The 13918-nt window shown below is 69.9% G+C and carries 13 protein-coding genes and 3 pseudogenes; 6 read left to right on the forward strand and 10 right to left on the reverse strand.

The features are described 5' to 3' along the window. Together AB0N31_RS35340 and AB0N31_RS35345 are read left to right on the forward strand one after the other, a co-directional pair. Nucleotides 1–509 (forward strand): transposase family protein (locus AB0N31_RS35340; RefSeq protein WP_366062625.1); only part of this gene is annotated, 509 nt, incomplete at its 5' end. Nucleotides 510–520: 11 nt separating this feature from the next. Next, nucleotides 521–996: pseudogene (locus AB0N31_RS35345) on the forward strand (cadmium resistance transporter); the annotation flags it as partial. 268 nt (nt 997–1264) lie between these two features. Here the strand turns inward: AB0N31_RS35345 and AB0N31_RS35350 are convergent. Continuing rightward, nucleotides 1265–1843, reverse strand: a complete 579-nt coding sequence (locus AB0N31_RS35350) for a YdeI/OmpD-associated family protein (RefSeq protein ID WP_366062626.1) — start codon at nt 1841–1843, stop codon at nt 1265–1267. A 25-nt stretch (nt 1844–1868) separates the two neighbouring features. Further along, nucleotides 1869–2909 (reverse strand): WYL domain-containing protein, encoded by a 1041-nt coding sequence (locus tag AB0N31_RS35355; protein WP_366062635.1) that lies wholly within the window; start codon nt 2907–2909, stop codon nt 1869–1871. 107 nt (nt 2910–3016) lie between these two features. Between AB0N31_RS35355 and AB0N31_RS35360 the strand changes: the two genes are divergently transcribed. Continuing rightward, on the forward strand, nt 3017–3484 hold the full coding sequence (locus AB0N31_RS35360) for a VOC family protein (RefSeq protein WP_366062627.1): 468 nt from the start codon (nt 3017–3019) through the stop codon (nt 3482–3484). Between the two features lie 428 nt (nt 3485–3912). Here the strand turns inward: AB0N31_RS35360 and AB0N31_RS35365 are convergent. The 7 genes and pseudogenes from AB0N31_RS35365 to AB0N31_RS35395 form a co-directional block, all read right to left on the reverse strand. Continuing rightward, nucleotides 3913–4089, reverse strand: a pseudogene (locus tag AB0N31_RS35365) (aldo/keto reductase); the annotation flags it as partial. Nucleotides 4090–4101: 12 nt separating this feature from the next. Beyond that, nucleotides 4102–4433, reverse strand: a pseudogene (locus AB0N31_RS35370) (ISAzo13 family transposase); the annotation flags it as partial. Between the two features lie 181 nt (nt 4434–4614). After that, entirely contained in the window at nt 4615–7737 is a 3123-nt protein-coding gene (locus AB0N31_RS35375) for an FG-GAP-like repeat-containing protein (RefSeq protein WP_366062628.1), read from the reverse strand. Nucleotides 7738–8067: 330 nt separating this feature from the next. Beyond that, the gene (locus AB0N31_RS35380) at nt 8068–8589 is read right to left on the reverse strand and encodes a DUF952 domain-containing protein (protein ID WP_366062629.1); all 522 of its coding nucleotides are present in this window, start codon (nt 8587–8589) and stop codon (nt 8068–8070) included. Continuing rightward, a complete protein-coding gene (locus AB0N31_RS35385; RefSeq protein WP_366062630.1) occupies nt 8535–8915 on the reverse strand; it encodes a hypothetical protein in 381 nt (126 codons plus the stop codon). Before AB0N31_RS35385 ends, AB0N31_RS35380 begins: the two co-directional genes overlap by 55 nt. 441 nt (nt 8916–9356) lie before the next feature. After that, a complete protein-coding gene (locus AB0N31_RS35390) occupies nt 9357–9563 on the reverse strand; it encodes a hypothetical protein (RefSeq protein ID WP_366062631.1) in 207 nt (68 codons plus the stop codon). Nucleotides 9564–9589: 26 nt separating this feature from the next. Beyond that, nucleotides 9590–9814 (reverse strand): hypothetical protein, encoded by a 225-nt coding sequence (locus tag AB0N31_RS35395; RefSeq protein WP_366062632.1) that lies wholly within the window; start codon nt 9812–9814, stop codon nt 9590–9592. Nucleotides 9815–10181: 367 nt separating this feature from the next. On the opposite strand from AB0N31_RS35395, the gene AB0N31_RS35400 reads away from it, so the two are divergent. From AB0N31_RS35400 to AB0N31_RS35410, 3 genes are all read left to right on the forward strand, one after another. Further along, nucleotides 10182–10847, forward strand: coding sequence for a helix-turn-helix domain-containing protein (locus tag AB0N31_RS35400; RefSeq protein WP_366062633.1), 666 nt, complete (start codon nt 10182–10184; stop codon nt 10845–10847). A 26-nt stretch (nt 10848–10873) separates the two neighbouring features. Beyond that, complete coding sequence (locus AB0N31_RS35405; RefSeq protein ID WP_366062636.1) at nt 10874–12181, forward strand: MFS transporter; 1308 nt, start codon at nt 10874–10876, stop codon at nt 12179–12181. Between the two features lie 601 nt (nt 12182–12782). After that, nucleotides 12783–13199 (forward strand): hypothetical protein, encoded by a 417-nt coding sequence (locus tag AB0N31_RS35410; protein ID WP_366062634.1) that lies wholly within the window; start codon nt 12783–12785, stop codon nt 13197–13199. A gap of 175 nt (nt 13200–13374) precedes the next feature. Here the strand turns inward: AB0N31_RS35410 and AB0N31_RS35415 are convergent, their stop codons facing one another. After that, nucleotides 13375–13869, reverse strand: a complete 495-nt coding sequence (locus AB0N31_RS35415; RefSeq protein WP_366062637.1) for an ADP-ribosylglycohydrolase family protein — start codon at nt 13867–13869, stop codon at nt 13375–13377. Nucleotides 13870–13918: the final 49 nt, after the last annotated feature.

Here is a 13918-nt window from a genome sequence, read left to right on the forward strand (position 1 = left end):
TTGCGGAGACGGTCCGGTCAGCATCATCGAAGGCGTTCGTGCTGCTGGACGGGACCCTGCTGCCGATCGACCGGATCGCCGCGGACCGGCCCTACTACTCGGGAAAGCACAAGAGGCACGGGATGAACGTGCAGGTCCTCGCCGATCCCTTCGGCCGGCTGCTGTGGGCCTCACCGGCCCTGCCCGGAGCTGTCCACGACATCCGCGCGGCCCGCGAGCACGGCATCGTCGACGCCCTCACCGAGGCCGGCATCACGTGCTGGGCCGACAAGGGCTACCGGGGTGCCGACGGCACGGTCCGCACCCCGTGCTGGGGGCGGTGGGAGAACCTGTCCACCGGTCAGCAGGCGGTGAACCGGTCCCACGCGAAGATCCGCGCCCTCGTCGAACAGGCCATGGCCACCCTCAAAGCCTGGCGACTACTCCGCAAGCTCCGGTGCTCGACCACCCGGATCACCAGCATCGTCCAAGCCGTCCTCACCCTGCATCTGACCAGCTCAGACCGATGATGGAAAAGACTCAGTACCTGGGTTTCGCAGCGATTCTCGCCGTGGCGGTGGCCGCCGCGTTCGGAGCGACCTTCCTGCCCGAGTCGGCCATCCCCTATCTCGGACTGCTGCCTTTCGCCCTCGGCCTGAAGGCTGCCTGGCAGGCATGGGAGGACCGCCGTGACGACGGCACGGACGAAGAGGAGGGCGCAAGGCCGAGGCGGGCGGCCCCGGCCCGCTGGAAGTCGCCGCGGTGACTTTTGCCAACGGCGGCGACAACATCGGCGTTTATGTGCCGGTGTTCGCCACCGCCGGCATCGGCGGGATGAGCGTGTACGCCGTGGTGTTCCTCGCGCTGGTGGCGGTGTGGTGCTTCACCGGCCGGTTCTTCGCCACCCGTCCCGTCATCGCCAAGGCCCTCGCTCGGTGGGGCCACATTCTGCTGCCCCTGGTCCTGATCGCCATCGGCTTGCTCATCCTCGTCGAAGGGGGCGCCTTCGGCCTGTGAGGCACCCGGCGCAGCGGGCCCGTTCGAACTCCCCGTGCCGTCCGGGTGCCTCCCAAACTGGTGCACCCATGCTGGCGAAACCGGGTTCTGGCTCAACTTCTGTGGTGGGGCACGACCGCTCGGCGCACCACGACCGGTGAGTGAAGGAATCCACAGGTCAGCGCCTTACGCAGAGGCAGGTGCTGCCTCACACGGCCCGACACCACAGAAGTTGGGCCAGGACCGTTCGATTGACGCACCCCCGTCCCGCAAGTCCGGCCGAACAGCGTCAGACCTCCGGGGCGGTTTCCAGACGCGTGAGGGATTTCGTGATGCGGTTTCTTCGACTGGTCTCGCTCGGAGCGGTGATCACCTGATGGATGATGCCGTAGCGCTGCGCGCGGCTCAGTGCGGCGAAGCGGACCGCTGCCGTAGGTGACGCGGTAAGCGCCTGGGCGAGGTCGGCGGGTGCGTCGGCCTCGGCCTGTCCGGCATAGGCCCGGTCCCAGCGCCCGTCCGCCTTCGCCCGCTCGATCTCCGCGAGCCCTCGTGGTCGCATGCGCCCCTGCTCGATCAGGGTGGCGACGATGGTGACGTTTCGCCGGGACCAGATCGAGGCCGTTCGACGCGGGGTGAAGTGCTGTTGGAACGTGCGTGCGTCGACGGCGTTGCGGCGGCCGTCGATCCAGCCGCTGCAGAGAGCCTCTTCGAGGGCCTCGGCGTAGGTCAGGGAGGTCGGTTCCGTGGTGCCCTTTTTCGCAAGAATCAGCTTGACCCCGGCAGATGAGCTCTCGTGAGCATCGAGCCAAGTCCGCCAGGCCCGCGCGTCGGTCACGACCAACCTGTCCGTCAGCTCCTCTTTCGTCATGACGTGAGCCTCGCACGCGAAACGGTCACCTTGCGTCCTGTACTCTCGCGCACTTTTCCGTATTTCCCTGCGCTTCCAGCGCGCGCGGGATCTTCCTGCTCGAAGGTCGATTTCCCGGCGACGGCGGAAAGACGGAGTCCTGGAACCGCTCGGCGAGCTTTGCCGCGGCCTCGGCCAAGGCGTTCGGGCCCACTACGGTGAAGGGGGCGTCGTACCGGGCCACGCAGGCGAGCAGACCGGCCCAGGACCACGATCCGATCGTGACACGACAGGACCGCTCGGTGAGTTCTTCGACCTCACCGTCATCGATCCAGGGGGTGATGTCGCGCGCGGGAAGCTCGATGACGACCTCGCCCACGCAGGACCAGCGATCCTCGCTCTTCGACCCCTTGGACCGGGCGGCGAGGAAGGAGCGCGCATCGGCTGCGGGAAGCGTGCGGGGCGTGAAGGCCGGGCCCGTCGGGGTGCGCGGTGCCATGCGGTCCATGCGAAAGACGCGCCAGTCGTCCCGGTCCAGATCCCATGCGATCAGATACCACCGGCTCTTGCGGGCGACTATCGCGTGCGGCTGCACGCGCCGTGGAGGGACGTCGCTCTCGCCGTAGTCGAACCGGAGCGTGTGCCGGTCCCGGACGGCGGCGCTGACGGTCTCGAGCACGGAGGGATCGACACGGGAAGGGCTCTCGGTTCCGGTGAAGCGGATACCGTCGACGCGGTGACGGAGCCTGGACGGCATCACCTGACGGACGGTGGCCAACGCGCGGGCCGCCGCCTCGTCCATGTCGACCCCGGTGGAGGGCACGCCCTGGAGTGCGACCGCGATCGCGACCGCCTGTTCGTCGTCGAACAGCAGCGGCGGCAGCTCGGAGCCGGCCTCGAGCCGATACCCGCCGTCAGGTCCCTTCACCGCCTCGATCCGGTAACCGAGTTCCCGCAGACGGCCCACGTCGCGGCGGACCGTGCGCGGACTCACCTCCAGGCGCTCCGCAAGGACCGGTCCCGGCCAGTCCCGTCGCGTCTGCAGGAGGGACAGCAGGGCGAGCATCCGCGAAGTGCTTCCGATCATGATTGCAGTGTGCTTCGAGTAGAGGACCGCAACTGACCTCTTCTGCCGTGATGCTCGTCCCGAACGGCACACCTGCCGGTCGGATCCATCGAGAAGAAGAGCAGATCATGACGATCAGGACGACCACCCACCTGAATTTCCGCGGCACCGCTCGCCAGGCGCTCGAGTTCTACGCGACCGTGTTCGGCGGCCGGTCCGTCATCGCCACCTACGGCGACCTCGGCATGCCGAAAGAGGTTCCCGGCGCTGACAAGGTCGTGTTCGGACAGGTCGAGAACCAGGACGGGTTCCGCGTCATGGCCTACGACATCCCCGGCCAGGACGACACCGACATCACGGTGACGGCGGGCTCCACACACCGGGAGAACGGTGCCACGATCACCGACCGGACGTTCTTCCAGTCCGTTCGCGCCGACACTCTCGACGAGATCACCGGTTACTGGAACGCCCTCGCCGAGGACGGCACCGTCATCGAGCCCATCGCCGCGTCGGCGTGGACCCCTGGTTTCGGCATGCTCACCGACCGGTTCGGCGTCACCTGGATCCTGGACGTCCAGGCCCCCTACGTCGCCTGACTCAGTCGGCACCGGTGCAGTGCCGGTGGCGCAGCACGTCCCGGAAGGACGGCGGGATGCGCGGGGACACCATGTGTTCGGCCCGGGCGCGCGGCGGCGGTGGGGCGGGGGACGTCGCGAACGGGCGCGTGGGCCATCGCCTGCCTGCCTCTGCAAGGAGTGCCGGGGGAAGAGGTGCGCCGCCCGTACGCCGGGCGCCCGAGGGACAAGGGGGCGGCGTACGGACGGCGGTGACGGCGAAGGGGGAACTCCCGCCGTGGCGTGAAGCACAGCAGGACGGCCGTGCCGTCCTCAACGCCGCTTCCGCCCCGGCGGGCACACACCGGCGCTCCTCCCACCCCTTGGCGCGGCCATCGGCTGTGCCGGTCCGTCACGTGACGTCCGTGCCTGTCGTGGACGGGCCGCACGACCGGCGCCGGGGCGGGGTTGGTGGCCAGGAAGATGTCCTCGCGACGGCCCTTCAGCGCCTTGCCGACGATCTCCTCCGAGACGCCGGCGGAGTACACGTCCGCGGTGTCGACGAAGTCGATGCCCGCGTCCAGGGCGCGGTGGATGATGCGGATCGAGTCGGCCTCGTCCTCGTTGTCCCAGGGGCCGGACATCATCGCGCCCAGGCGCAGCGGGCGGCCGTGCCCGTTCACGGGGATGTGGGAGGACAGCCGGTGCTCGGTCTTGTTCCACTTCGAGGTGCCCGGCGGCCTGTGGCAGACCGTGATGGCTAGACCTGTCCCGGCGGCCAGGGCGGTGAGCTCCGTCTTCAGGCGCGGGTGCGGTGGCAGTCGGACCCGCCTGCGTCCGCGGTGGTCAAAAGACGGGTGGCGGCCCGGCAGTCGTGCCGGCCCCCGGCCTGTCACCAGCGGCGGATGGAGGCGATGGCGAACGCGGCGGTGTCGTGATCGGTGCCGACACCGACCCAGCCGGTGTAGGCGGCGATGTCACCGATCCCGTAGCAACAATTGATCGGATCCCGGCCTCACCAGCACCGCTCATGACGAGCGACGGCCGCGGGGGCCCTCGACCGGCCTGCGGCTGCCCCGCCAACCCTCGACGAAGCGCGAGGACGAGGGGTGGCTGTCGTGCCCCCCGGCGATTCCCTCGCCGGGGGCACGACATACCGTGCAGGGGCGGGGTCAGAAGAGTCCCTTGTAGCCGGCCCAGCCGCTCGCGATCTTCGCACGGGAGCCGAACGTGCCCTTGCCGGTGCCGTTCTGCCGGTAGAGGTTGCCCGCGGTGTCCCGGGCGATGATGTCGGACCTCCCGTCGCCGGTGATGTCCCCGGCGCCGACGACCGCGTTGTACGAGCCACCCCAGTTGGCGGCGATCTTCACCCGGGAGCTGAAGGTGCCCTTGCCCGTGCCGTTCAGGCGGTACAGGTTGTCGGCTCTGTCCTGCAGCAGGAGGTCGCCGATGCCGTCGCCGTTGAGGTCCCCGGCGCCGACGATCTTCTTGTAGCCCTTCCAGTTGTCGGCCAGCTTGACGCGGGCGGAGAGCCTGCCCGTGCTGGTGCCCTTGTGGAGGTAGACGGCACCCGTGGAGGCGTTGCGCGCGATCAGGTCGGGGAGACCGTCCTTGGTCACGTCACCCGGTGCGGTCAGGACGTCGTACTGGTTCCAGCCGCTGGTGGCGAGGGTGACGTACGGCGTCGACGGCTTGAGCGCCGACCCGCAGGCCGGCTTGTACAGGCGCAGGGCGCCGCTGCTCAGCCGGACCAGGACGTCGTTGCAGCGGTCCCCGTTGAGGTCGCCGAACGGCACCGGCCGGATCGAGGTCGGCCAGCCGCTCGCCGACACCTTCCCGGGAAGCGTCCCGGCCCCGTCGCCCTGGTGGAAGGTGAGCGACCCCGAGGAGTTGAGCGTCAGGAGGTCGCCGACACCGTCCGGCAGCGACGAACCGCCGGCATGGTCCCGCCACACCGCCGCGCCACCCGTCAGCCGGATCGTGCCGGACTGGACCAACGCCGCGCCCTGCCCGTCGGCCGACGCAGCCGTCAGCGTCCAGGTGTACGCGCCGTTGGGAAGCAGTCTGCCCGTCGTGTCCCGGCCGTTCCACGTCGTCGCGATCGAGTACGCGGCCCGTCCGCCGCCGCGCGTGGCCACCACACGGCCCGTCGCCCTGTGCCGTATCTCCACCTTCCAGGAGGCCGCCGGTTCGGACAGCCACCATTCGCCGCGCCAGGCGAGCGGGGTGGAGTCCGTCTCCACTCGTGCGGTGACACTCCGGTAGGGAGAGAGCAGGGCCGCCTCGGGCCGCCCGGTGTTCAGGACATGGACGGCCTGGTCCTGCGTGGAGTACGCGAGATCGCCGGTGCGCGGGTCGAGTGCCACGAGTCCTGCGGCGGCGGTCGTCCACTGCTGCACTGCCGTCCCGGTCTGCAGGCCGTACACACGCAGCCCCTGGTCGACGCGGAGGGCGATGACACCGTCGCCGAGGCGGGCCTGTCCGGTGGGCAGCGGGATGCTCTTGCGGGCGACGAGGTCGTAGACACCCGCGGCGTACGGAGCGGTGCCGGCGTTGCACTTCCAGTACAGCCACCGGCCGACGGCCTGCAGGTCGACCACGGAGGAGCACGCGGTGCTCACCGTGAAGGATGTCAGCGAGGTCCCGGTGCGCGCGTCCTTGGCGGTCACCGCGCCACCCGTGCCCGCGGTCCACACCGTGGTTCCCCAGATGGCACCCGGCCGGTACGGCTCCTTGTGCAGGACCTTGCCGGAGTCGATGTCGATGACCCGCAGTTCCCGGCCGCCGCCTGCGGGAGTTCCGTCGACGAGCACGAGATTCTCGGATGCGCCGACGATCCTCGTCTGCGCCTCGGACTCGCTGAAGGAGTCCTGGAGGCCCGTCTCGACGGGTGTGCCGGGGAAGGTCCCGCCCTTGCCCACGACGAGCAGCCCGGGCTGCTGGCCGGCAGCCGTGCCGACTGCCCCGCGGTACACGGTCCGGCCGTCCCCGGTGGGGTACAGCTCGGGGCACGGCCCGTAGCTGACACTGCACTTGTCGTACGGGGCCGGCAGGCCGCCGGCCCGTACACGCTCGCCGTATCCGGGTGTGGCTTCGGTGAGCAGGCGCTCGTAGTGCGAGGTGGCCTTGTCGCCGTACTCCAGCGTCGTGAGGGTCCCTTGGTCCAGTGTCAGGCGCTGGAGCTGCATCGGGATGGGCAGGATGCGCAGCACACGCGTCGCGTGGGGTGCGGCGTCCGCTCCGGCGGCGGTGATGTCCTGGTAGCCGTAGTCCTGTGCGGACTGGCCGCCGACGATCTGGAGGCCGCCGTCCGGCCGGACGGCGACGCGGTCGGCCACCGCGCGGGCGAGGAGCGTCCGTTCGCCGGAACCGTCGAAGGGGACGGCCACGACCTTCCAGACGGACGCCTGGTACTGCCTGCCGCCGAGCGAGGAGTCGTAGCGGCCGATGATCAGCGAGTCTCCGACGACGCCGAGGACCTTGGCGTCCTTCAGGCTGACCTGGACCTCGCGAACCGGGGTGTCGAACCGGCCCTGCTCGTAGATCCGGACGCCGCCGGCCTGGGGGGTGACCAGGTGATGGGCGGTCACCTCGGAATTGCCGTACACCGTGCCGTACGGCAGGAGCGTGGCCCGTGCGGTGCTCAGATCGATCCACGCGTATTGTCCGACGTCTTCCCCGGGCACCTTCAGGAGTGTGAGGAACCCGCGGACGCCGGCCCGCTCGACACCGAGGACGTGGGCGCCCTGTGGAAGGCCCGTCACGAGGCGGTCCGCCGTGGACCCGTTCTCCGCGCTCAGCAGATGGAACTCGGTCCAGTTCCCGTCGGCGCCGGCTCCGCCCTGGGTCACCACGGTGGTCCCGATGGTTCTGCTGTACTTCTGTCCCGCCGGAACCGTGACGGTCGTGGTCTCGTCGGTGACCATGTTGCGTAGCAGCACGTCGCCCGTCCTCCCGCTGGGCGGCAGTGCCACGACGTCCGATGCCGTGCCGTAGTACTCCACAGGGTCGTGCGGCTCCGTGCCCTCGAACTTCCGGGTCGAGCCGTCCACGCCCGTCCACTCCAGTCCGGAGGGACCGTTCGCGGTGGTGGCGGAATGCAGGAACCCGGAGGGACCGACACTCACCACCGCGCCGGAGCCCGGGGTGACGCGCATGGTCGCGGCGATCGTGGTGTCGCCGAACGTCCCGCCGTCGGCCGAAGCCGGTAGCGCCGCCGGGCCCACGGCGAGCGACACGGATACGACCGCGGTGGCGGTGACGACACTCAGACGTGCACGGGCGTGACGAGCCATGCGGACCCTCCTCAGGGGATCCGAGACAGGGCGTGCGCCGCTCTCCGGTGCCCCTGCCCCAACGCCTCCGCCTCAGAAGTGCGCTGATCCTACAGGCACTTGGTGAACATGGGGGTCATGGCCCGGTTCACCCACCGAGGACCACGTATGCGCACGTCGGAGGAGCGGTCGGCGCGGCCCCCGCACGAGCGGGAAGCGGGCACGGGCGGCGCCGGCAGACGTGTTTCCCGCTGCGTCGGGAGAGTCCTCGTCAGCGAAACCAGTCGACGGGGCGGCACCGGACGACCCGTCAGCTCCTCCTGTATACAGGACATCGGTGACTGCCTGCGGCTAACGGGTCCTGATGAAGCAGAGCGCTCGGCCGTTCTCGTCGGGTGTGGCGTGCGCGCACGCCGTCTCCCACCCTTCGGGGAGCGACGGCGTCGGGCCGGACTTCTCCCAGGCGGGTCGCTGCGGCTCTTCCGGGTCCTGCCACCACAGGGTCAGCCCGCCCGCGGTGGCCACCAGGGCGAGCCACACCGCCACCGCCCACCGCCACGGCTCCACCCAGGTCACCGCGTTCACCGGAATCGGGCCGTACACATGCGGGAACTCCTCAGCCCCGGCCTCCGGGGCCTCGTACGTCACCGGCACCTCCAGCCGCGCAGGATCCACGACGAGCACCATGAGGTCGTCGGGCCCTTCGCAGGAGTCGTAGGAGTGGTCACAGGACGGGGACCGTGCCTGCGTTTGCCTCCGGAGGCGGGCGGCCGGAGGCACCGGCCTCTCGTGCACGTGTGCACGGACGCGAGCAGGTGTCAGGCGTACGGCGGCTGCGGCGGTGCACCGGGCGTACGGGGCCGCCCGAACCACTGGATCGCCGAGCGCTGAGTGAGCAGCACGACCACGGTGATGGCACCGCCGAGCGCAATGATGCCCCCGGAGTTGTGGTTCGCCGCGGCGCCCATGCCGGCGAGGATCTGCAGGACGGCCAGCACGACGGATGCGACCCGGACGCCGTTGCCCGCCTTCGGGTAGAGAAATGCGAGGACGCAGAGCACGAGTGCCGTCAGATACCCCGCGAGGGAACGCCCGGCGGCCTCTGCGCCGGCCGTGGCACCCACGCCGACGGTGAGGAGCACTCCGAGTCCCGCGACGGCGAAGTTCACCACCTGCGCGCTCCGCACGGAGGTGGGCATGGTGAGCGGGAAGGGCGGAGTGAAGGGTTGGGGGTGCTGGCCCCACGTCCCCGGCCCGTACGGGCCGGAGGGGCCATAGGGTCCGGGGCCGTACGCGGCCTGGGGCTGTGGGGGGCCGGAAGGGGGGTTCGGAACCTGCTGTGCCAGGGGCTGGGGCGGCCGGTACGGGCCCTGCGGGCCGGGCTCCGCGGGTTGGGCGTTCGACATGGGATGCACTGTAGCGACGAGCGAACCGGGCACGTCCGTACGGGGGTCGGCAGTGCGGGGCGACGGGGCCGCAGCGCTGCCGACCGCTTCGGCGGTGTTGTCGTGGCGGGCGGCGCAGCGAACGGGGCCATGCGCGTCGGCGCGCCCGGCCGTGGAAGTGGCCGGGCGCGCCGGTGTTTCGTGTGTGCGTGCGGGTGGGGCGGTCAGCCGTCACCGGCGCGGTGGGGGGAGCGGTCAGTGGCGGCCGCCGCGGTGGCAGCCCCAGGATTCGCGGTCGATGAGGCGGTCGCGGTCGTTGCGCAGGGTGGCGGTGTCGGAGTCGTTGTTCCACACGTAGTGGCGGCGGTCCTGGTAGAAGTCGGTGCGGGTGTCGCGGCCCAGGCCGGTGTGGATGCGGACGGTGGCCCGCACGTGCGGGTACGCGCCTGCCCACCGAACCACGAATCGCCTTTCTTTGTGCCCAGCCGTCAGCGCTCGTGAGGGCACGGCCGGCTCGGCGTGACCGGCTTGATCGCCCGAACCGACGCCGTCCACTCGATGCCGGCACCTGCGGGGATCAGCCAGGCCACCGGCCTGGGGACGTCGCCATTAGGGGCGATGGCCCGCAGCAGACCGGTCCGCCCGAACACCGTGTCGCGCACCGGGCGGCCGATGAGCCGGTGCCTTTCGTGCAGTATGCCCGTCGTGGTCATCGCGGCGCTCCCCTCTGCGCCCGCGGCACCCGGGAGCAGCGCGCGCTAACGCCCTGCTTGTGCCGCTCGCTGGTCTCGCGGTGCCGCAGATCATGCGGCCGGGCTGCGGTGACGGCCGCAGGCCACCGCACGATGGCCGTCTGCGTCGCGCCCCGCTTGGTCGGCTCGCGCACCTGCCTGCAGCCCGTTCGGGATGGCGGGCCGGGCTACCCGTACGGGTGGGTGACCGTCTCGGCGGTCGCGATGGTGCGTGCGGCAGCGAGGACGCGACCCTCCTGCAGCGGCACCTCGCAAACGAGCCGAACCACAAAGAATCCTTCGCGAAGGTCTCTTTGCGAAGAACTCTTTGTGGACTACCGTGAGTCGCATGACTGATGCAGTGGAGAGGCCGGATGGCCCGAACGTTGAAGAGGACTCCGTTGTTCTGGATGCCAAGGGGCTGCGTGCCATGGCGCATCCAGTGCGTGTCCACCTGGTTGGGCTGCTGCGGAAGTACGGCCCGTCGACAGCTACCCGTCTCGCGGAGCGGCTGGGCGTGAATTCCGGGACGGCCAGCTACCACCTGCGCCAGCTCGGCGCGGCTGGTTTCGTTGAGGAGGACACCGAGCGCGGCAACGCGCGAGAGCGCTGGTGGCGTTCCGTACATCAGATGACGGAGCTCAACGACCGGGAGCTGGTCGATCGAGAGCCCGAGGCCATCTTGGCCTTCCTGCAATCCGTCGCCACCACTTACACCTTGCGCACTCAGCAGACGCTGAACGAGTTGCAGACGATGCCCCGCACGTGGCGCAACACCTTCGACATGAGCGACTTGGCCTTGCGGCTCACGCCCGAAGAGGCCGTCGCCTTGCGGCATGAGCTGAGGGCCGTCATCGCCCGGTACCGCAGAGATACGCCCGAGGCGGCGGCCAGTGCTCCGGAGGGAGCGGAGCGGGTCGGCGTCATCACGCAGCTTCTGCCAGAACTGGATACGCCCGCCCTGTCGGAGGTGCACTCCGGTCCTGAGACCGTGACAGAAGCGGAGACGTCGTGACAGGGGACGCTTTAGGCACTGACGGCATGTCCACAAGGCGGTCCTTACGGCCGCTGGGTGGGGTGCTGGCGGCCATGGCCGTGTCGCTGACCGGCACGCGGATCTCCGTTGTGGCATTGCCCTGGTTCGTCCTCGTCACGACCGGCAGCGCCACCCAGACCGGGCTGGTCGCCTTCTGCGAGATGGCGCCCTACGTGGTGGTCAAGGCGTTCACCGGGCCGCTGGTGGACCGGATCGGCCCACGGGCCGTTTCCTGGACCACCGATCTGGCCAGCGCTACCTCCGCTGCTGCGGTTCCCCTGCTCCACGCCCTGGACCTGCTCTCCTTTCCTCTTCTGCTGGTTCTGGTCGCGCTGATCGGCGCGGCCCGGGGACCCGGCGACCTGGCCAAGGAGGTGATGGTCCCGGAGGCGGCTGAGCGCGGCCAAGTACCGCTGGAGCGAGCCACCGGTCTGGCCGGTGTGATCGAGCGGCTCGCCTCTACCGTCGGCCTGGCGGTGGGCGGATCACTGGTGGCTCTGCTCGGTCCTCTGACGGGGCTCGCCGTCAACGCGGGCTGCTTCGCCCTTGGATCGGTGATCATCAAACTCGCGCTGCCTCGCGGCATGGGGCACGCGGTCGAGGAAGCCCCCTCGCACGTCGAGGAAACGGGACCGGGTTACTGGCGGCGGTTCGGCGAGGGCTTCACCTTCCTGCGCGGCGAGCCGCTGCTGCTCACCGTCATCGTCATGTGCGGCATCACCAACCTGCTGGACGCGGCGTTCACGTCGGTGCTCGTACCCGTCTGGGCCAGGGAGTCCGGCAACGGGCCGACCGCGATCGGTCTGATGGGCAGTGTGATGGGGGCCGCGGCGGTCGGCGGGAGCCTGATCGCCGCGGTGGTCGCGCACCGGCTGCGGCGGCGGGTGGTGGTTCTCACCGGGTTCCTGCTGCTCGGGGCACCGAGGTTCCTGATCCTCGCCTTCGATGCGCCGTTGGGGGCAGTACTGGCCGTCTTCGCGGTCAGTGGGTTCGGTGCCGGCTTCGTCAACCCGGTGCTGGGGGCCGTCCTCGTCGAGCGGGTGCCGCGCCGGATGCTGGGCCGGGTCAACGCGCTCGGTGACTCGCTGGCCTGGGCCGGTATCCCTCTCGGCGGGCTGCTCGCCGGGGCGGCGGTGACCGCTGTCGGACTCGTGCCGGTGCTGCTCGCCTGCGGCGCCGCGTATTCCCTCACCACGAATCTGGCTGGACTGCGGCCGGAATGGCGCGAGATGGACCGTAGGCGTGGGCGGGGCGTCGTGAAGCCGCATTCCAAGGAAGACGCCTCCCAAAGCACTGCGAACGCAGGGAGATGACATTTACGGAGGGAGGTGGACCATCTGGCTTCCTTCTCCCTCCCACTGCTCCTTCTGATCTTGCCCACGCTTCACTCACGATCAGATGACTGCTGGTCGGCGGCATTCGCCGGAACTCGCGGGCCCGGAAGTTTGACCGCAGCAAGGCCGAGGCGGGTGTCCCTGTCGATCCCCACCCTCTTCACACAGTTCAAAGTCCAAGCAAGTGGGGGCGAGGAGCGTCCCCGGCCGTTTTCAAAGATCCCCATCGGCGACGCCGCCCGTGCCCACCCTGCCGAGGTATGGCGGCGGGTTCGGGCGGGCAGGGCTCGGTCTTGTCCGTGTTCCCCGCCGATGACGGCGCCGGCCGCGAGCACGGTCGCGAGCAGCCGGCAGCAGCTGGCCGTCCGACGCATCGCCCGGCCTGCTCGAATATGCCCTGTTCACCACCACATGGCAGGCCTCCGGCTGACGACACAGCCCAGAAAGGGGCATGCGCCCCTTTTCCCGGGCGACGCCTACGTGAGGACCGCGCGATGGCACCTTCATCGATCCAGCCACCGTCGAACAAGGCGACGACCAGATATTGCGATCATCGTAAAGATTTGCGGTAATCGCATACATGTATCCGATTGAAGAGCTGGCCGCCCTGCGCAACCCGATGCCCGAACCGGGCTCCGTCACCCCCGAGGACTGCTACGACGACGCCTGCGAGCAGGTGGTTGAGCAGCGCAAGAAGGACGTCCTCCATCTGGAGGGTGCGAGCGACGGCCTGGAGGTGGACCCGCTACTGCTGGCGCTCGAAGACCTCAAGGCACGGAAGGAGGCCGTCGACGCACAGATCCGCCAACTACTCGCCTATGGACGGGAGTTCCACGGCAGCCGCCCCTACGGGCTGGAGGACCTCGCCCGCCACGCCGGCTACAGCACCTCCGGCGTGCGCACCGCCTACGGCGAGACGGAGATCAGGCAGGTCGCCGCGCAGATCGGCCGGGAACCCAACCGTCCCCGCCGTGACACCGCCGCGGGAGGCCGGTGAGCACGGCGGCGCGGCGCCGCCGACCGCGCTTCAGCCACGCACGCCGTCCGTGCCGGCTTCACGGCACGCGGCTGCGAGGCGCTGCACCTTCTCTTCCGCGTGGCCACTGAGTTCAACGATGATCTGGCGCCAGTGGACAGTCCTCCGCAGACGTGATGGGGGCAGATCCGTCAGGTCACCAGCCGGGATAGCGGTTCCACCAGTGCGGGTCCCAGCCGCCGTTGTATTCGCCGCCGCTGGGGGAGTCGGTGAGCTGGGTGATGAGGTCGCGGGCCAGGGTGTCGAGGACCCAGGCCAGTTCGTGGCGGCTGACCAGGTCAATGGGCAGTGCCTCGACGCCGTGTGCCGCTCCGAGCAGCGCGCCGGTCATACAGGCGACCGAGTCGCCGTCCAGCGCCCCGGCAGCGAAGCGCAGCGCGTCGTGTACCTGAGCCGGCTCGGGGAAGGAGGCGGCGACATACAGGCCGCCGAGCAGCGCCGAGGGTGCGGTGGCGTCCGGGGCGAGCTCTGCGAGGTGTCCCGCGTCCGCAGGCTGGTCTTCGGCCTGTTGCAGCGCCGCGTGAAGTCGATCGCGTTCAGCAGCGGTCAGGCTGCGGTCTGCGTCGGGAATGGCATAAAGACCCTCTAGTAGGGCTTGGTCAGGTTCGTATGGGTGTGGGTATGTCGCGATGGCAGGTGGGGCAGGCGCCGGTCCAGGTGGCGAGGAGTGTCTGCAGGTC

The organism is Streptomyces sp. NPDC051051 (assembly GCF_040682975.1).
Lineage (GTDB): Bacteria > Actinomycetota > Actinomycetes > Streptomycetales > Streptomycetaceae > Streptomyces.